At 71.9% G+C, this 17434-nt stretch carries 17 protein-coding genes; 11 read left to right on the forward strand and 6 right to left on the reverse strand.

Features of this window, described 5'->3' with window-relative positions; all coding sequences use genetic code 11:
- Nucleotides 1–61: 61 nt before the first annotated feature.
- Nucleotides 62–715, forward strand: a complete 654-nt coding sequence (locus tag F4556_RS37210; RefSeq protein WP_184925896.1) for a TerD family protein — start codon at nucleotides 62–64, stop codon at nucleotides 713–715.
- Between the two features lie 1038 nt (nucleotides 716–1753).
- Here F4556_RS37210 and F4556_RS37215 read toward each other — a convergent pair.
- Nucleotides 1754–3568, reverse strand: a complete 1815-nt coding sequence (locus tag F4556_RS37215; RefSeq protein WP_184925898.1) for a hypothetical protein — start codon at nucleotides 3566–3568, stop codon at nucleotides 1754–1756.
- Nucleotides 3569–3982: 414 nt separating this feature from the next.
- Here F4556_RS37215 and F4556_RS37220 point away from each other — a divergent pair, with 414 nt between their 5' ends.
- Nucleotides 3983–4201: a hypothetical protein gene (locus F4556_RS37220; protein ID WP_184925900.1), complete on the forward strand. Its 219-nt coding sequence runs from the start codon at nucleotides 3983–3985 to the stop codon at nucleotides 4199–4201.
- A gap of 66 nt (nucleotides 4202–4267) precedes the next feature.
- Here the strand turns inward: F4556_RS37220 and F4556_RS37225 are convergent, their stop codons facing one another.
- Complete coding sequence (locus tag F4556_RS37225; protein WP_184925980.1) at nucleotides 4268–4609, reverse strand: hypothetical protein; 342 nt, start codon at nucleotides 4607–4609, stop codon at nucleotides 4268–4270.
- Between F4556_RS37225 and F4556_RS37230 the strand changes: the two genes are divergently transcribed.
- Nucleotides 4602–5027 (forward strand): NUDIX hydrolase, encoded by a 426-nt coding sequence (locus F4556_RS37230; RefSeq protein ID WP_313069340.1) that lies wholly within the window; start codon nucleotides 4602–4604, stop codon nucleotides 5025–5027. The genes F4556_RS37225 and F4556_RS37230 overlap by 8 nt on opposite strands.
- A gap of 74 nt (nucleotides 5028–5101) precedes the next feature.
- Here the strand turns inward: F4556_RS37230 and F4556_RS37235 are convergent, their stop codons facing one another.
- Nucleotides 5102–5680: a TetR/AcrR family transcriptional regulator gene (locus tag F4556_RS37235; RefSeq protein WP_184925905.1), complete on the reverse strand. Its 579-nt coding sequence runs from the start codon at nucleotides 5678–5680 to the stop codon at nucleotides 5102–5104.
- Nucleotides 5681–5772: 92 nt separating this feature from the next.
- On the opposite strand from F4556_RS37235, the gene F4556_RS37240 reads away from it, so the two are divergent.
- From F4556_RS37240 to F4556_RS37255, 4 genes are all read left to right on the forward strand, one after another.
- Entirely contained in the window at nucleotides 5773–6219 is a 447-nt protein-coding gene (locus F4556_RS37240; protein ID WP_184925907.1) for an anthrone oxygenase family protein, read from the forward strand.
- Nucleotides 6220–6576: 357 nt separating this feature from the next.
- The gene (locus tag F4556_RS37245; protein WP_184925909.1) at nucleotides 6577–6966 is read left to right on the forward strand and encodes a hypothetical protein; all 390 of its coding nucleotides are present in this window, start codon (nucleotides 6577–6579) and stop codon (nucleotides 6964–6966) included.
- Between the two features lie 279 nt (nucleotides 6967–7245).
- Nucleotides 7246–7461: a hypothetical protein gene (locus F4556_RS37250; protein ID WP_184925911.1), complete on the forward strand. Its 216-nt coding sequence runs from the start codon at nucleotides 7246–7248 to the stop codon at nucleotides 7459–7461.
- Nucleotides 7462–7667: 206 nt separating this feature from the next.
- On the forward strand, nucleotides 7668–7922 hold the full coding sequence (locus F4556_RS37255) for a hypothetical protein (RefSeq protein ID WP_184925913.1): 255 nt from the start codon (nucleotides 7668–7670) through the stop codon (nucleotides 7920–7922).
- Between the two features lie 235 nt (nucleotides 7923–8157).
- Here F4556_RS37255 and F4556_RS37260 read toward each other — a convergent pair whose 3' ends face one another.
- Nucleotides 8158–9339, reverse strand: coding sequence for a hypothetical protein (locus tag F4556_RS37260; protein WP_184925915.1), 1182 nt, complete (start codon nucleotides 9337–9339; stop codon nucleotides 8158–8160).
- Nucleotides 9340–10351: 1012 nt separating this feature from the next.
- Here F4556_RS37260 and F4556_RS37265 point away from each other — a divergent pair.
- On the forward strand, nucleotides 10352–10849 hold the full coding sequence (locus F4556_RS37265) for a ricin-type beta-trefoil lectin domain protein (RefSeq protein WP_184925917.1): 498 nt from the start codon (nucleotides 10352–10354) through the stop codon (nucleotides 10847–10849).
- Between the two features lie 156 nt (nucleotides 10850–11005).
- On the opposite strand, the gene F4556_RS37270 is transcribed toward F4556_RS37265, so the two are convergent.
- Both F4556_RS37270 and F4556_RS37275 read right to left on the reverse strand, forming a co-directional pair.
- On the reverse strand, nucleotides 11006–12361 hold the full coding sequence (locus tag F4556_RS37270; protein ID WP_184925919.1) for an AAA domain-containing protein: 1356 nt from the start codon (nucleotides 12359–12361) through the stop codon (nucleotides 11006–11008).
- On the reverse strand, nucleotides 12351–13481 hold the full coding sequence (locus tag F4556_RS37275; RefSeq protein ID WP_246512050.1) for a hypothetical protein: 1131 nt from the start codon (nucleotides 13479–13481) through the stop codon (nucleotides 12351–12353). Before F4556_RS37275 ends, F4556_RS37270 begins: the two co-directional genes overlap by 11 nt.
- A gap of 145 nt (nucleotides 13482–13626) precedes the next feature.
- Here F4556_RS37275 and F4556_RS37280 point away from each other — a divergent pair, with 145 nt between their 5' ends.
- From F4556_RS37280 to F4556_RS37290, 3 genes are read left to right on the forward strand one after another with little or no spacing between them, the layout of a single operon-like run.
- Nucleotides 13627–14229: a hypothetical protein gene (locus F4556_RS37280; protein WP_184925983.1), complete on the forward strand. Its 603-nt coding sequence runs from the start codon at nucleotides 13627–13629 to the stop codon at nucleotides 14227–14229.
- A gap of 13 nt (nucleotides 14230–14242) precedes the next feature.
- On the forward strand, nucleotides 14243–16726 hold the full coding sequence (locus tag F4556_RS37285; protein WP_184925922.1) for a helix-turn-helix domain-containing protein: 2484 nt from the start codon (nucleotides 14243–14245) through the stop codon (nucleotides 16724–16726).
- A complete protein-coding gene (locus F4556_RS37290; RefSeq protein ID WP_184925925.1) occupies nucleotides 16726–17277 on the forward strand; it encodes a hypothetical protein in 552 nt (183 codons plus the stop codon). Before F4556_RS37285 ends, F4556_RS37290 begins: the two co-directional genes overlap by 1 nt.
- Nucleotides 17278–17434: the final 157 nt, after the last annotated feature.

Genomic DNA, 17434 nt, shown 5'->3' on the forward strand with positions numbered 1-17434 from the left:
CTTCGGGGAGACCGGCAGGCTGGGCGGCTCCGCCCGGCAACCCGTCACCCGAGGACCTTCCTTGAGCACCCGTCCGTCCCGGCCCGTCGTCCTCACCAAGGGCGGCAGTGCCCGGATCAGCCTGGCCAAGGCCGACCCCGAGGCGAAGATCACCTGCACCCTCTCCTGGCAGGGCCGCGAGAACGGGCAACGCTCGGATCTCGACCTGTTCGCCCTCCACGTGCCCGCCGAGGCCGTCAGCAGCGCTGCGGCGGCGACCACCGACGCGGTGGACCACCGCACCCTGGGCAGCCTGACCGCCGCGCCCCACCTCCTGCACAGCGGTGACTCCACCGCCCCCGGCAGCGAGACCGTCACGATCGGCCGGCTGGACCGGCACGGCTACATCCTGCTCTGCGCGTACTCGGCCGTCTCCAACGGCGTCGGGTCGTTCCGCTCCTACCAGGCCGAGATCACCGTCACCGACCACCGGGGCCAGACCGTCACCTGCACCCTGTCCGAGGAGTCGGACAAGTCCTACTGGTGCGCGTTCGCCCTGATCGACCTCACCGACCCGGCCGGCGCCCGGATCCGCAACGTCGAGAACTACTCGGGGAAGAGCATCGAGCGGTCGCCGCTGCTGCGCACCGACGGGTCGTTCGAGATGGACAAGGGCCCGTTCCGCTTCAAGGGGCTGCTCGGGCTGCTGACCCGCCGGAGCAAGCCACTTTCCTGATCCCATGGCTGACCAGGATGTCGGGGCCCGGCGGATCCGGTGGAGCCGGGAGCCGGCCGCCGACGGCGACGGCGCCCAGGACCGCGCCGGCGATCGGCCCGCGCCTGTAGACCGGCTCCTCTGTCCCCAGGCCACCAGACCAAGACCGATCCGGCAGGCCGCCGGAAGGAGCGCAACGGGCCCAAACTCGAGGCGTTCAAGGGCAGCGATCTGCCGCACCACGACGACGTCGACCTGCTGCTCACCGTGAACCGGGCCGCCGACGGCGAGGGCTGGTCGTACTGCTGGGACCACGAGAACGCCCGCGGCGGGACGGAAGGCCCACCGGTGTTCCGGGAGGCCGCGGCCGACGCCGAGGCGGTCACCGTGGCCCGGCTCCTGGAGCACGTGATGACCAGCGCGGACGGCCCGGCCCGCTGGACAGCCGTTCGTTGCTGCCGCCGTCCCACTACCCGGGCTGGCCCGCCGAGCGGTGATCCCGCACATGCGGCTGGCATGTTCGCGGCCGAAAAATCCCTGCTCACAGCCCTAGCGGTGGCCGAGCAGCCGGGTCTACTGTTCCCGGCACGGCAGCCCCACCACAGGCTCCACCCGGGCCGCCGTGCAGAGCAGCCGCGCCCCGACCCGGATGCGGCTGGCCTCCTACCGGCCGGGCCCGGAGCGCTCCCCCGTCGCTCCCGGCCCGGCCGCTGCCCTCCTGGTGCGGCCCGGTCGCTTCGCCGCTTCACGTGGTCACCGAACTGCCCGCGAACCTGGCCGCCGGCGCTCCCACCCGCCGGCCTCTCCGTACCGGCCCGCGCGGCGGAGAGGGCGGGATTCGAACCTGCGCGGGCCCGAAGGCCCTGCTCGGCCGTTCTCCAGCCCGGCACCCGATCAGCCGCCCCAGGTACCCCAGCCTCGGGGACGGTGCGCTGTCCCTTCCGGCGTGACACCACTGTGCCCGCCCGGCCTGACACCGCCCCGACAGCCGGCACCCGTGGACGGAACACAGCGAGGGGGCACGCAGGCCGCGTGCCCCTTCGCCTTGCTACCGCAGCGTCAGCTCACGTTGAAGTAGTAGTAGTACGTCTCGTGCGTCCGTCGGTCCCGGTCGGTCGGGTAGACGGAGAGGATGTGCTGCCCGCTGGTGTCCGGGGTCCAGGAGACCTGCGCCGTGCCGTCCGCCGCTGCGGCGACGGTGGTCTCGGCACCGAAGTCGAGGGCGTAGGTGTAGGACGCCGTGTTCTTCACCTTCGGAGCGAAGGTGAACACGCCGGTGACCCCTACCCCGCCGCCGGCGGCTCCGGATCCGGTGTCCTCCGGGTAGGTCTCGGAGGTGACGGTGGGACTGGTGTCCACGTAGGCGAACAGCCGGTTGGAGGAGCTGACCCAGCCGTTCGGGCTGTGGCTGCGCACCGTGATCATGCTGCCGCCCGCGCCTGCGAGGGCGAGCGTCACCGAGGCGGTGCCGTCCGCGGCGGCCGCCACGGTCTGCGGCGTGTCGTAGTTCACCTGCACGGTGTAGCTGTCCACTGCGGCCAGGCTCGCGTTGGGCGCCAGCTGCAGGGTGAAGGGCGTGTCCAGCAGCACCGGTGCCGGCAGGCCGGTCACCACGGGCATGGTGGTGGGGACGTGGAACCGGTAGCTGGTCGTGGGGGAGGGGTTGCCCGCCCGGTCGAGGCTGCGGACGAAGAGCGTGGCCGGGCCGGCGTCCGGCGGCGACAGCGTGACCTTCACCGCGCCACCGAGCTGGGGAGCCCGGACGCGGCCCGGCAGGGTGTACGGGTCGGTCCACTGCGGCAGCCCGTTCGGGCCGTCGGACCAGCCGTCGACGGGGAAGTCCTGGGTCCAGCTGTACTGGTAACCCTCCACGTCCGCGGTCGAGTTCGAGGTGAGCGTGAACTCGGCCGGGACCCCGCCGGGCCCAATCTGGCCCTCCGGGAAGTTCGCCGAGGTCACCACGGGTGCGGCGGTGGGCCGGGTGACGTCGACGTGGAAGGCGCAGGGCTTGGACCAGGCGGACAGCTCGGTGCCGTCGCCGCCCCGGACCTGCCAGGCGTACGTTCCGCCGTCGGCGAGCACGCCCGGCGGCACGCTCGCGGCCCTCCCGCGGTCCTTGGTCATGGTGTTGCTGGTGAACTCGGTGCGCTGCTCCGGGTGCCCGGCCGGCCAGATGGCGTAGGTGCCCGTGAGGTACTCGTCGTTCGCGTCGGCGTCGTGCAGCATCGCCGTCAGTGGCGGCGTCAGGGTCCCCAGGTACGGGCGCGCCTTGTCCGCGCAGGTGTACTGCTGGCTGTAGAGGTCGGTGGGCGCGCCGGGCGCGGTGTTGGACGTGGCGTACATGAGCATGCGGGGGCTGAGCCGACGCCCCAGCGCGGTGTTCGCCTCGTCCGCGTCGGACAGCCGCAGCTCGAGGGAGAGGGTGTGGCCACCGGACGCGGCGGCGCTGGCGGCCGCGCTGTTCAGGTCCAGCCGCAGGTACGAGGCAGGGCCGCCGGCCGAAGTGGCCACGGTGCCCAGCAGCTTCTTCTCGGCGGGCGCCCGGCGCCAGGTGACCGGGGCGGTCGGCGTCGCGGTCTGCCAGACCTCGACGGTGCGCGGGACGTAGCTCGTGGCCGAGGTCTCACCGAACAGGAACCAGCCGGCCACCACGTGCTTCCCGGTGTCCTTGGCGGCGAAGCCCGCCAGGTCGAAGGAGGCGTAGATCCGCGACTTGTGGGCGGTGCCCTGCTCGTCGAGCCAGCTGCCCAGCGGCAGTTCGCCCGTCGGCTGCGGGTAACTCGTCGTCGGCGTGGTCGCGTCGGTGTACGCCAGCGAGACCTGCGGCACCTGCTGGATCGGCGGCGCAGCGGCAGCCGACGAGGCGGACAGCATCACCCCCGCGAAGGCAACTGCGGCTGCAGTGACCAAAGTTGCAGGACGAATGCCCCGCCACCGCCCCATATGTCTTGCCATGGTTGGAAAACCCTCCCCGGCGCCCCGAAGGGCGATGTCGTTTGGCGGGCACTCTAGTGTCAAGATCCGACAGGCGCGAAGGAGTTGTGGCGTCCCCCGGAGACGTGTTGCACCGGTGCTCATGCCGGTGCAGCCGCTGCGGCGGCCGCCGGGTCACGGCCGTCTGGGTGAAGCCGGTGGACCTGCCCGATTGCCCGCTGCCCTGGGCACCGCTGCGCGGCGCGGTGCGGCTGACGGAGCGCCAACTCCTCTTCCTCGTACGGGTAGTAGACGGGCTGGGGCGGGAATAGCCCAGGTACTCATGTCCGCAGAGTGAGCAATCCTGGGGGAGTTATGACGGGTGACCGTCACGATGCGGCCGGCCCGGCTCGCCGCACCTGGCGCCAGAAGATGACGGCCTGGTTGGCCGCTTGGTACAGCCGCCATCCGGGAACGGTCGTCATAGGCGGCTTTCTGCTGCTGGTGGCGGCGGTGTTCTTTCTGATCGGCCAAGGCAACAACGGCCCTGCTGAGCCGTGCCCGCCCAGCAAGGTCTGCAATTTCGTTCGCTGAGCCTGCCGAACCGGCCACCTGGCGCTGGACACCTTGATGACCGCCCCGGTACGCCCGGGGCGGCCATCAAGGTGGGAGCGGGTCAGGCAGTCCGACGGCGGTGAGTTCGTGGAAGCCGACGGGTTCGGCTCGGCGGTTGGCCAGCGGGTACCAGACCTTCCCGTTCGGCCCGTACCGCTGGAGGTCCTCCAGGCCGGCGGCGGCCGGGACGGCCTGGAGCATCTTGGCGACGTGCCGCTCCTGGGCGTGCGTCCGCAGCCCGCCGACGCGGTTGTCGAAGCCGGTCCGGCCGGTGCCGGTGAGCACGAACAGCAGCCGCGGGAACCGCACGTACCGGCGCTCCCACAGCGGCACCCGGCCGCCCTGTTCGGCCTCGATGGTGCCCGCGCGCATCCCGGCGGTGAGCATCTTCGGTGACCAGCACTCGCTGCCCGGCGGCCTGGTTCACCCCGGCGAGGACACCGCCACCGCGCTCGCCCGGGAGCTGCGGGAGGAGCTCGGCCTGGACACCGCCGCCCTGCCCGACCCACCGCGGCTGCGCCGGGTCCAGGACCAGCTCACCACCCGGCCCGGCCGCGACGGCGTCTTCCACCGCCTGCACCTGGTCCACGTGCTGCGCGTCCCGCTGACCGTCCGTCAGGACCTCGCGTCCGTCGAGATCGACGCCGAGGACCGGACCGAGGTGGCGTGGACCGACGTGGTCCGCGCGGCCGGCCTGCACCTGTACCCGGACGTCGGCCAGGCGCTCGCGACGTCGAGCGGCCCGGACGCGGACGCTGCGGTGTTGCTGCCGCCGATGACGGACCTCACCTGCCGCTGGCGGTGACGGCGACCAAGTACCGGCCCCGCCGGCGGGGCCGGGTTGGCGGGCCCTGGCTGTCCGTCCGTCGGGATGGTGGGTCAGATCACGGGGAGGCGGTCCACCAGCAGTTCCACTCTCCGCTCGGCTTCGGCCGGGGGGAGCCGTCCGGCCCGGGTGAGGGTGGCCACGCCGTGCAGGGCGGCCCAGAACACCTCGGTGAACAGCCCCGGGTGGACGTCGTCGCCGGCGACGACGGCGAGGGTTTCCAGCAGGGCGGCGAAGGCGTCCTTGAGCGGTTCCGGGGTGTCCTGGGCGGCGAAGGCCAGGCCGCCGTCGAGCTGGAACATGGCGTCGTAGACCGCCGGGTTGCGTTCGGCGAAGTCGAGGTAGCTGCGGGCGAGGGCGGTGACCTCGGCGCGGGGGCCGTCCGCGGCGGAGGTCGCCGCCCGCAGCGCCGCGGCCATCTCGGTGGCGCCTTCCAGGGCGACGGCGCCGATGATCTCGCGCTTGCCGCGGAAGTGGCTGTAGAGGACGGGCTGGCTGTATTCGATGCGCTCGGCGAGGCGGCGGGTGGTGACCGCGTCCCAGCCCTGCTGCTCGGCGAGTTCGCGGGCCGTCGCCACGATGAGGCGCTCGCGGGCCGCCCGTTCGCGTTCCTTGCGTTCCTGTACCGACATGACCGAAATTCTAGCACTGCTAGACAAGTGAGCGGCAGTAGTACTAGCGTTGCCTCATCACCTAGCAGCGCTAGATTCCTGGAGGGGTCACCATGCTCGACACACTCAAGGTCGTCACCGTCGTGGTCGTCGGAGTGATGGTGGGGGTGGAGTTCTCCGTCGCCTTCATCGTCAACCGGATCCTCGGCGCACTGCCCGAAGACAGCTACCAGCTCGGCCGCGCCCACGGCGGCCGGATGCTCGGCACCCTGATGCCCTTCTGGTACTTCACCTCCCTCGCACTCAGCGCCGCATGGGCCATAGCCGGATGGCACCACCCGGGCGCCGGCCTCGTCGTCACCGCCGCCGCACTGCTGGTCCTCAGCGTCCTGATGTCCGTCCTGCTGCTCGTCCCGATCAACAACCGCAGCAAGACGTGGACCCCCGAGAACCGCCCCGCCAACTGGCGGGAGCAGAGCGACCGCTGGGACCGCTTCCACTACGGCCGCGTCGCCGTCATCATCGCCGCCTTCACCCTGCTCGCCACCGCCCTCGCCTGAACCCGCGACCCCAGAGCGCACACGCGGCGTCACATCTGATCGACGTCTCGGTGCGATCCCGGACCGCACCGCCGTCTCGGCGGGCCACCACGACCGGACCCCAGGGACAACCTCCCGTGCAGCGGGACGACGTGCTGCACGACGGGGACGGCATGCGCTGCACAGCAGGACGTCCTCTCCGGGCCCCCGCAGCTGCGCCACGTCCAGGATCAGCTCACCACCCAGCCCCGCCGCCCGGTGTCTTCCAGCGCCTCCACCTGGACAGTGGTCGTAGTCGGCCCGGCTCCAGCCTCGGATACCGTGTTCTCTACGGGTGCCATAACGGATGTGACGCCCCCACCGGAGGTAAGTCAGCGTATGAGTTCAAAGCGCAGCAAGAATCCAGCCCTGCCCGTACTTGACGACGCATTCCGACTCGCGTCGGTCAAGGACGCCGAAGAGTCCACCCGTGACTTGGCAGCGCGGCTGGCCACCACCGAGCTGCGCCGCGTTTCCCACCCGGGCCGGGTCACCTGGGAGCCCACCGACCAGGCCGAGCCCGTACCGGTGCCGCCGACCGTGGTCGACGGTGACGGGGACCTGTGGCTGCGGGACCGGGGCACTGGCACCTGGACCATGCCCGAGTTCAACCCGGAGGAGTTCCCGGCCCGCTGTGGCGAGGTTCTGACGTGGAACGAGCTTGCCTGCGAGTACGGTCCGCTGACCGCACTGGCCGACGACCGCCGCATCGGCGGCGGCCGGCGCTGACCGCGCAGCCCTCTGGACCACGCTCCTGAAGCGCCCGGTGCGGCCGGCTGGGAGCTCCAGCCGCCGAGCTCGACGAGGGCGGCGAGCAGGTGCTCGGTGATGGTCGACGTCTTCTTCCCCGGTTCCCGGTTCGGCGGCCGCGGTGCCTGGTCGCGAGGCCGCACGCGGTGCCGCGACCACATGTCGCGGCACCGCGACCACGAGCCGACCCGGCAAAGGTCACGGCCCGGCTCCCGGATAGCGATCCGGCCCGCCACTCGGGCTGTGAGACCGGGGATCATGACCGACCGTCGCAGCCTCTCGCTGCCCGCCTTCTCCGAGCCCGCGACCGACGCTTCTGCGCCCGCCCAGGTGGGCGGCCGCCGACTGCTGCCGGTGGAGCAGGGCGCGGACTTCCGCCGGCCGCCCGGCGCGACCGCGGCCGCGCCCGCTCCGGCCCGGCGCCCACTCACGGCCGGTGGCCTGACCTTCTCCGACCCGGACCGGCAGATCTGACCGCCGCCGGTCTGCACATCTCCGACCTGCGGCGGTTTCATCAATGAGCCCTCATTTGAGGGCCCAAAAGCAGAAGCCGTCGCGTGCAGCCGGTGTTCTACCAGCCATCCATCGCCCGGACGCCGCCGCTGATCGCGTAGCGGCGGCAGGCCAGCAGCTCTTCGGTGGTGACGCCGATGTCGTTGGCGAGGCGGGCGAGACCGTCGGTGGTCGAAGACGTAGGCCGGGACGACCTCGAGGGCGAGCAGGCCAAGCTACTCGGCGCAGGAATCCGCATCCACGTCGCGCTGCTGGAGACGCTGCGCACCAAGTGGGTCTCCCTCCTCGCCCTGCCCGGCGACCAGCGGCCGGAGCAGCGGCTCCACCGACAGCTCGGCTACCGGTACGCCGGGCCGTACCAGGCCCGCACCGACGGGCCGGTACTCGACCTCCTTCTGCTGCGCACCGGCGCCGGCATCTGACGCCGAACGTGCCTGACAGGGTGGAGATATGAGTAAGCCACGTACGGATTGTCCGCCGTGCCTTACACCCTCGATCCGACCCCGGACAACGCGGGCGCCCACGAAACCGGAGCGACGCGATGAGCCCCGCCGTCGAGTTCGTCGGCGCCCGGCACCTGGACCTGGCCAAGGACGGTGGCGACGAGCGGGTGGGCGGCCGGTACCTCGTACGGGCTGCGCCGGCCGCCGCCCGGCTCTACGCCAAGCCGCCCGGCGGCGTCACGTCGAGGATGCGCCCCCGTACCGCGGTGTCCGACGAGTCACCGTCGGCCCCGCCGCGGTCTGCCCAGACGAGGAAGGCCTTCTCGCCCTCCGCCGGGTCGAAGACCGACCCGGCGGTGAGGTGGAAGCGGTCCTCGGCCGACCCGTTGTCGACCTCGATCTCGGGGCCGACGGAGCCTACGTCGGCAGCGAAGACCTTGGCCCGGACGGTTGGAACGGTGCTGAAGGTCTCGGCGCTCTTCTGCACCCAGGAGAGGAGGAAGCGCCCGTTCGGCAGCGGTGCCAGCGCCGGGGCGGCGGAGTTGATCCCGTCCGCGCTGGTGGCGGAGAAGACGGCCGACCTCGTGCCGTCGGCCTTGAACACCGACGCCTCCACCAGACTCGCGTCCACGCCGAGGTCGGTCGGCCCGAAGCCCCTGACGTGGGCGATGACGAAGCGTCCGTCGTCGAGCACGGTCATCGCCCGGTCACCCCGGAAGCCGGAGAGGCCGGGAACGGTCTCGCCGGTCTTCGGCGAACCCTCGAAGTCGAGGATGCGGAAGGTGAGCGCCCCTCCGCCGGGAGCGGAGGGATCGCTGCGCCACGCGACCACGAAGTCCCCGGAGATCCGGGTCGTGATCGGGCTGTGGTGGAAGCCCTCGGTGACGTTGACCGTGAACTCGCTGCCCTTCTTCGCACCGTCCGGGCCGAACCGCTGGGCGCGGATGCGCTGATCGGACCGCGCGTCCGCCCAGGCGACCAGGCACCCTCCGTCGATCGTGCTGGTGACACTCGGCCGGCGCTCCGGGTCGGCGTCGGAGGTGCTGACCTGGATCTCGGGACCGGCCTTGCGCCCTTCGAGGTCGAACCGCTGCATCTTCACCCGGGGCTGCGGGCCCGGTGGGTTGATGGCGCGCTCGAGCCAGACCACGACCGGGCCGGACCCGGTGCCGGTGGCCGCCGGGAACCCGCGATCGGTGTTGCCGGGATCCGACCCGGGGCCGTTGACGACGAACTCGTCGCGGAAGCGCGTCCCGTCCGCCTGGAACAGCTGGCCCTTGATGTCGAAGGCACCGGCGTCCTCCCAGACCACCAGGTAGTGGCTGTTGAGGAAACCGGCAACGGCGGGCTGCCGCTGGATACTCGCCGTCGTCGTGTTGATCAGGATCTCGCCCACGGAGCACCTCTCGGTCGACTCTGACTCCCGGTCAGGTTCGCATACGGACCCAGTCGGGCCAGGTCAACGACCCGCGCGGGGCCCGGATCCCATCCGTCCGTCGCGCGAACGTGGTGCCGGCCGAGCCCGTGCCGGCACGAAGGGCGCAGCGGAGCGACGCCGACCCCGCGAACGGGCGAACGGGCTCAGCGCTCCTGGTACGAGCCCATCGCCTCGTTCACCCGGGCGGAGAAGGAGAGCGGACCGATCGCGTCGGCCCAGGCCGTTGTCTTCGGAGTGAGCCCCATGTTCGACGCGACAGGCCGCGCGAAAGGGTCCGGGACACGGCGGCAGTGCCGCCATGGCGGTACTGCCGCCGGCCTTCGCGACGCGCCGGCGGGCTCAACGCCTGGTGGTCCCACGTCGAGGCGGCGCAGTACGCACCGTCGCGGCCGGCAGTGACGTGGCGGCGCCAGGACTCGGTGGTGATGCCGTCCGGGGCCGGGCCGGCCGCCAGTTCGGCGGCCGGGACGCCGGGGCGGACCCGGACCTCGGCGACCTCCGCCGCGACGCACCACCCCCGACCACCCCGACACCTCCCCCTTCCCCGCCACCGCTCCCGCCCGCTCCCGCCCACGCCCACTGTCGCGGCGCAGCCGCACGGGGAGTTGATGATGCCGCACGGCACATGATCAAATACACCCGGTTGCTCCACCTCCGCGGGTGCTTCGGCGGCCTGGCGCAGCACCGGGGGAGACGGGGAAGCCGAGGACCGCGCGCGTCCGGCTGCCGTGGCCGGCCTCGGACATGGTGCTGAGTGGGTCACTGCCGTTGCGGCCGAGTGACGGGATCACGGGGGAGAGCGTCAACGCCCGTGCACGCCCACGGCGCGGTCGGAGCCGAGCCGGCACCACAACGACCAGGAACCGGACCGACCCGCGTTCCCCTGTCGACTGCCGTCCCTCTCGGGCGAGTCGGGCGAGCCGCCCGTGCCCAGTCCATTGTTGTCTGAAAGGTTGTCATGAAGAACACCGTGCGTCGCACAGCGGCGGTCGCCGCAGTCACCCTGGCCCTCACCCTGGCGAACACCGGGTCCTCGCAGGCCGTCTCCGGCACTCAAGACTTCATCGTGTACGGCGCAACTCCCAAGTGCGCCACGCCCTACGGCAACGGAACGGCGAACGGCACGACGCTGACGCTCTGGGACTGCACCGGCTCCAGCGTCCAGAAGTTCCAGTTCTCCAGCTCGGGCGAGGTCAAGCACGTCCAGAGCGGCAGGTGCATCACTCCTCGGGGCAACAGCTACTCCAACGGCACTGTCCTGACCCTTTGGGACTGCACCGGCGCCAGCGTCCAGAAGTGGAACGTCGGCAGCCACTACGACCGGGGTAACAACCGGACGACCCCGCTGTTCAACTCGGGCCAGTGCATCACCAACGAGGGCAACAGCTTCGCGAACGGCACCCAGATGACCCTGTGGACCTGCAACTCGTCCTGGCCCGCTGTCCAGGACTGGGCCGTCTGGCTGTAGCACCACCGGCCAACTGGGCCCTACGGCGAGCAACCGGACGCAGCAGCGACCTGCCGCCCGAGACGTACGACAGATGAAGGCCGAAGCGGCTGCACCATGCTGCGCAGGGACGAAGTTGCGGGCCGCCTCGCCGTGGCCACAGGCGTTGATTGGCTCTCAGAACTTGGGGCGGTGCTGGGCGAGTTTGGCGAGCATGACTTGGTTGGCTTCCCAGCCGTCGGGGAACTTGGCCGGCACGGACAGGTGGACGGGGTCGGTGGAGGGGTGGCTGTCGAGGAGGTCGGCGATTCCTTCGCGGGTGACGACGATGCAGGCCTGCCGGTGGCGGGAGGTGAGGACGCACAGGCGTCCGGCTTCCAGGTGGAAGGCGGTGGCGTCCCGTCGCCCGGACAGTGGGTGGACGACGATGACGATTTCGAACTCGCGGCCCTGGAGCCGGTTCGCGGTGTCAACGCTCACGCGTCGTGCGTCGGGGTGGCCAGTGCGGGCCAGGGCTTGCCGGACCAGGTCGGCCTGGTCGCGGTGGGCGACGCCGATGGCGATGTCGTCAGCCCCCAGGTGGCGGCCGTCGCTGTAGCGCTCGCAGGTGGCGAACGCCCCGCGGGCGAGGATGCGGGCGGCGAGGTCGGCTGCGGTCTGAAGGGTTTCGGTGTCCGTGCGCGGGACGTGACGGCGTGGCAGCTCGTGCAGGGCCCAGCCGGTGGTGAAGGCCGTCGCGATCGTCTCGTCCAGGTGCCCGCCGCCGAGCGAGGCGGTGGTGAGTTCCAGAGTGCGTGCCCCTTCGCCGGTTCCGGCGGTGAAGCCGGTGAAGGGGTAGAAGGCCTGGGCGATGGCAGGGGCGGTGGGTGCCGGCAGGCGCCAGGACACCGGCAGCCGGTGCACGGGGATGCCCGGGTTGTGCTCCAGCATCACGGTGACGCCGTTCAGCGTCGGGTTGTACGGCAGGCCGATCCAGCGTTCGGCGCCGACGACCGTGAACGGGTCCAGCTGGCCGGGGTCACCGACGAACAGGCCCCGCTCGAAACGCTCGACGATCCTCAGCAGCATGTCGGAGCGCATCTGGTAGGACTCGTCCAAGATCGCCCACCGGAACGTGGCGTCGCGGACGGTGGCCCACTTGGCGGCGGTGCCGACGATGATCCGGCAGCCGGAGAGGTCGTTCAGAGTGCGGCCGACGGTTAGGTTCGTCAGGCTGTTCAGGGCCGGTGGGGCGATGTAGGAACTGGAACTCAACCGGCCGAGGGGGAAGTCGGGGTTGGCCTCGGCGAGTCGTTGGATCAGGTCGTCGACCTGATTGTTGGTCTGGGCGACGATGATGGGGCGTTCGCCGCCGGTGACGAGCTCGCGGGCTGCGCGGACGACCAGGGTGCTCTTGCCGGCCCCGGGAGGGGAGTCGACGACGACGGCCCGCTGGGTGGTGTGGGCGAGGTCGTCCAGGATCCGGGTGGTGGTGGCGTTCGCGGCGGCGATCGGATCCGTGATCGGCTCGGGTGCGGTGGTGTCAGTCGTCATGGCCCCATCCCTCTGCGGCGGCATTCTCGGTCTCGGTGGTGTCGGCGTCCGGCGCCGGGGCGGGGGAGTGGTGCGTCCACGGGGTGCTGTCGGACGCGGGGAACTCCGCCGCCGGACGCCAGCCCGGGTCCGGCAGGTAGGCAATGCGCTGGTCCAGCGCCGGCACACCGCCCGGCTTCGGAGTACGAGGGGTTCCCATGCCGCCGGTGACCTCCACGGTGACCAGCATCGTGTCCCCGTCGGCCTGGGCGGAGACGATCCTGGCCTTGTGGCTATCCGGCATGTGCGGGCTGACCAGGCTGGTGTCGGCGGTCAGGCGCACGGGATCGTCGGTGCGGATGGTGACGCGCGGCCGCAGCACCCGCCGGTTGCTGTCGCTGAGGATGACCCGGCCGGGTTCGGCGGCCACGACCGTTCCGGCGAACGCTTCCCCGACACTGCGCCGGTCGGCCAGCACGAACGGGTCGTCGAAGGCCATGTCGGACTCGAAGTCGACCAGTGCCTGCTCGAGCCGGTCCAGGCGCCGTGCCGCGCCGATCGCGGTGTCCCGCTTGCGTTGGGGGAGGCCGCCGGCGTCACGGTAGTCGGAGTAGGAGGTTAAGGCGGCGCAGTCACGCGTGAAGCGGGAGGCGGCCCGCGGAGCCTCGGGGACGGAGCGCAGCAGCGAGATGGCGTTCCACATCATGCGCCAGGTGGGCTGGATCTGTTCGCCGATCAGCTCCCGTAGTTCTGCTTGGGCGGCGGCCAAGGCCACCGGGTCGCCGGCCGTGTGCGCGGCGTCGAAGCGCTTGATGGCCGGGGCCAGGTCACGGTTGTCGAACTGGGGGGATGTCGTGGGGCCCGCAGGAGGGCAGATGTCCGGGCTCTCCGCATCGGCCATGGCCTGTGCGACATCCGTCCCGGGAGACGGGGAGATCCAGGCCAGGAGGGAGGCGAGGCTCTGGTCCTCCAGGGTGCTCTGGCCGGTGGCCCAGTGTTCGGAGAGCATGCTGGTGACGGGCAGCAGCAGGCAGGTGCCGGCTTGTTCGGCCCGCTCGACCAGGAACGTCAGCCACATGCCGAACTCGGGCACGACGTCCGCGACCGCATACGGTCCGGTGGTCGAACGGAAGCGGCACATGCGCCCGAGGTCGGCCAACGCCTTGATCCCGCCAGTGTTCGGGTTCCCTCTGCGCCACCCACAGCAGACAGGTGTAGCATTTGGGCAGGGTCTACTGTTTAGGGGTTCTGTGGTGAGGGTCGGCTTCGGCGGTGAACAGGTCGACGTGCCCGATGACTTGGGCCGGGCGCTACTGGCGGCCCTGCGGGAGCAGCCAGTGGAGCCGCCGAAGGCGTCAGCCTTCGACGAGCTCACCGCCCTGGTGGCCCGGATCAACGGCGTCAACCGCCACCTGAGCGTGGTGAAGGAGTTGGCGATGTCCCAGGCGGACGCCACCGGCGGCTACTCCAACCGCCGTGCCCTGGGCGTCGCGGCCGGCATGTCCCCTTCGCAGCTGGGCCGGGTCCTGGAGGGGCACGGTCTTCCGCGTGACCGGCGCAGTGGCGGCGTCGACCTAGTCGTCGGCTTCCGCACCACCGATGACGGCGTCCTGCACCTGGCCACCGAGACTGACGTGGCTAGCCTGCCCGAGTTCACCCTCCCCTTCGTCCCGGTCGAGCGGGCGACGGAGCCCACCGAGTTCGCGGGCCGGGAGCTGACCTTCTACTACCGCCCGCAGGTCCCGATCGCGGTGGCCGACCTCGGGCGTACCGCCGGCTACACCCTGCGCCCCGACGAGCTGGGCCTGACCGCCTGCGTCACCGAGCCGGTCTTCGACGCCCTGTTCGGCGACCCCCGGCTCGATGCGACCCGTTCCAACGGACGCTGAGGAGCGACGCCCGATGTCCGACGAACTGCTGAACTCGGTCGACGCCCTGCTCTCGACCGTGCGCACAGGCCTGCCGGTCCCGGCGGAGCGGCAGCGGCTGCGCCTGGCAGCCGGACTGACGATCACTCAGATCGCGGTCGCTCTACGGGTGGACTCGGCCCTGGTGCGGGGCTGGGAGGACGGCAGCGCCGTCCCGGGGCCGGACATCACCCCGGCCTACGCCCGGCTCCTCGACGGCCTCGCCGCCCGCTTCCCCGCCCCCGAGCAGCCCACCGCCCCGGTGCAGGCCCCGGCGCAGCAGCAGGTGGCGCCGGATCAGAACCCGGACGGCTCCCCGGTGCTGTTCGAGCCAGCGCCGTGCGTGCAGTGCGGGCGTCCCTCGGTCTACCGCGCCCAGGGCCGCCCGATGCACCTCGGCGGCCTGTGCCGCCCCGCCGCCCAGGCGCCGGTGGCCATCGCGCCGCAGCCCGAGCAGCTCACCCCCGCCCCGGTAGTCCAGCCGGTGCCGAGCATGCCGCCGGCCCCTGCCGCCCCGGTTGCGGCTGTCCCGGCTCCGGTCACCACCGAGCCGCTCCGGCCCACCGCCGCTGCCTCGACTGCTGCGCCGTCCCGGCCCGCGCCCGCCGCGTCGCCGGACCGCTCCGGCCAGCGTCCGGCTCTGGCCCGTACCCCGGGCCGTCCCGCCCTGGCACGGCCCGCGGCTCCCGCTGTCTCGGCTGCTGCCGCCAGGTGGTGGCCGGTGGTTGCGCTGGACAGCGCCGAGGACGGCACCTGGGCGCTGGATGTGCCGCAGGTCCCGGCGCCGGCCGGGCCGAAGCTGGGCGACTGGTTCGCGTGGCTGGGCACCGGGCTGCCGTTGCGCGTCGAGCGGGCCCACCCCTCCGGCCGGGGCGGTGACGGCACGGTCTGCCTGACCGCCGCCGCCCTCAAGCAGCTCGGGCTGCCCGCCGCCCTGCCGGCCACGGAGAAGGCCCTGGCCGCGCTGCAGATGAAGCTGGCGAAGGCCGCCGCAGGCGTCGGTATGGAGATCAGCGACCACATCGGTCCCACGTTCCACGTCTTCCGCCGCAAGGGATCGGCCGGTGGTCAGAAGACCTCGGTGCGCATCACGGTGGCGCCGTGGTTCGGGCAGGGTGACGCCCGCCAGCAGGCCGTCAGTGCTCTCGCCGTTCCGCTCGCCACCGCCCCCGACGGCACCAAGGACGGGCTCACCTTCGCCCGCCGCTTCCGGGCCTTCACCACCGACCTCGGCGTCGCCCCCGGCGCGACGACCGCCACCACCGCGATGCTGCTCCTGGACGCGGTCCGTCCGCGCGAGGAGTGGGGCAAGGACACGGCGACGGGGGAGTGGTCCTCCCATTCGCGCGAGGGAGCCCTCCCCAAGGGCGACCTGTGCGTGCCGCCGGCGGCCGGGGCCCGCCACCACCTCACCCGCGAGCTGCTCTCCGAGGGCGGGACGGTGTGTGAGGAGGAGGACTACAAGTGGTGGGCCCGCGAGCTCACGCCCGAGGAGACCGGCCGCCAGTGGGCGGTGGCGGTCGACGTCTGCGCGTCCTACCTGTCCGTCACCGACTCCCTGCGCCTTCCCTCGGGCCCGCTGGAGCCGGCGCGGAACCCGGACTGGAACGACGGCAAGACCGCCGGCCTCTGGTGGTGCGACTACACCACCACACCCGTGGACGAGCTGCTGCCCCACCCGGCCACGTTCCACGGCCGCCCGCCGACTGGGCCTGGCTGGTACGCCACCCCCACCGTCGCCTACATGGCCACCACCTACGGCTTCGACTCGGCCACCATCACCGACGCCCTGCTGTCCACCCACACCGTCCCGCTCCTCAAGGAGTGGACCGGACGCATCCGCGCCGGATACAAGCGGACCTACGCCGACCTCGGCCTGACCGACGGCCAGAGCCCGACCGAGTTCCTCACCGCGTACGCCGTGCACAAGGACGTCGGCGACGACCCGGTCCGCGCGGACGCCCTGGTCCTCGCCGGGCTCTACAAGTCCATCTACAAGGGCGGCATCGGCAAGTGGTCCGACTCCGCCCGCCACCTGGACGACCAGACCTGGCAGACGAAGGTCGCCGCCACCTGGTCCTACCGCCCCGAGATCCGCTTCACCATCATCTCCGCCGCCCGCATCGCCGCCCACCGCCGCCTGCGCAAGACCCTCCAGCTCACCGGCCGCGCCCCCTTCGCGGTCAACGTCGACTCCTACCTCTACGCCGCCGACACCCCCACCCCGCTGGAGCTCCTGCCGCTCAAGGACGACGGCACCCCCGTCCCCGGAGCGCTGCGCCTGGGCATCGCCCCGGGCAGCCACAAGCACGAGGCCTCGATCCCGCTCCCGGCGGTGCTCGAGGTGATGGGCCGCCGCGAGCACCCCTCCAAACTGACCCACCACTACGCCACCGACGGCACCCCGGCCGACCAGGAGCAGACCGGCACCGACGCCGCTCCGGCCGGCACCGGCCACGATGAGGAAGGCGGGAACTGATGGCCGGCTCCGGGACCCGGGGGATGTTCGGGCGGGTGCGCGAGGCGCTGTTCCCCTCCCGCACCGCCCCGGCGCAGTCCACCACCCAGGCCGGACACGTACGGGACCGCAAGTACGGCGGCAGCACCAAGGCCATGGCCACCGCGTACGGCGTCGCGCCGCGCACCGTGCAGCGCTGGATCGACGGCACCCGCCACCCCACCAAGCACGAGCAGCAACTGCGCCGCGAGGCGCTGGAGGTGCAGACCACCGAGCGCGGCCGGGAACGCAAGGCCCGCCAGCTGGCGCAGCGCGGCACGGTCTCCGGCATCAACGCCCGGGTCGGACGCACGATGACGTTCGAGATCCAGGGCTCCGATGCGGTCCGGGCCCGCGACATCCACCTCAACCTCACGGGCGAGCAGGCCGCCGCCCTGGCCCGCGCCGAGAACGAGGAGAACGTGCGCCACGTGATCGGCGAAGCCCTCGCCGACTACTTCAACGGCGGTTCCTACGGCGGCTTCACCCCTGACGACTTCACCTTCGACCCCGACGACTTTGACCTCAACTGACCCACGTCGCCATAAGCGCCATCCTCGCGTTCACCCCCGACGGCGACCTCGAGCAGGTCCTGCCCGATTTGCGCCCAGCTGCGCACGCCCCAGGTCCCGCTGGCGCCGCTCCTGACCCGTCGGGTCGGCTCGGGCGGTATCCGCTGCGGCCCGGCCC

It is taken from the genome of Kitasatospora gansuensis (genome assembly GCF_014203705.1).
Lineage (GTDB): Bacteria > Actinomycetota > Actinomycetes > Streptomycetales > Streptomycetaceae > Kitasatospora > Kitasatospora gansuensis.

Bases quoted from the DNA above. Each gene is read 5' to 3' on its own strand.
- F4556_RS37215 (WP_184925898.1), bottom strand. From the start codon at position 3,568: ATGCTGTCCGCCTCGTCGGCTGCCGCTGCGCCGCCGATCCAGCAGGTG.
- F4556_RS37220 (WP_184925900.1), top strand. From the start codon at position 3,983: ATGACGGGTGACCGTCACGATGCGGCCGGCCCGGCTCGCCGCACCTGG.
- F4556_RS37225 (WP_184925980.1), bottom strand. From the start codon at position 4,609: ATGCTCACCGCCGGGATGCGCGCGGGCACCATCGAGGCCGAACAGGGC.
- F4556_RS37235 (WP_184925905.1), bottom strand. From the start codon at position 5,680: ATGTCGGTACAGGAACGCAAGGAACGCGAACGGGCGGCCCGCGAGCGC.
- F4556_RS37240 (WP_184925907.1), top strand. From the start codon at position 5,773: ATGCTCGACACACTCAAGGTCGTCACCGTCGTGGTCGTCGGAGTGATG.
- F4556_RS37245 (WP_184925909.1), top strand. From the start codon at position 6,577: ATGAGTTCAAAGCGCAGCAAGAATCCAGCCCTGCCCGTACTTGACGAC.
- F4556_RS37250 (WP_184925911.1), top strand. From the start codon at position 7,246: ATGACCGACCGTCGCAGCCTCTCGCTGCCCGCCTTCTCCGAGCCCGCG.
- F4556_RS37270 (WP_184925919.1), bottom strand. From the start codon at position 12,361: ATGACGACTGACACCACCGCACCCGAGCCGATCACGGATCCGATCGCC.
- F4556_RS37275 (WP_246512050.1), bottom strand. From the start codon at position 13,481: ATGTGCCGCTTCCGTTCGACCACCGGACCGTATGCGGTCGCGGACGTC.
- F4556_RS37285 (WP_184925922.1), top strand. From the start codon at position 14,243: ATGTCCGACGAACTGCTGAACTCGGTCGACGCCCTGCTCTCGACCGTG.
- F4556_RS37290 (WP_184925925.1), top strand. From the start codon at position 16,726: ATGGCCGGCTCCGGGACCCGGGGGATGTTCGGGCGGGTGCGCGAGGCG.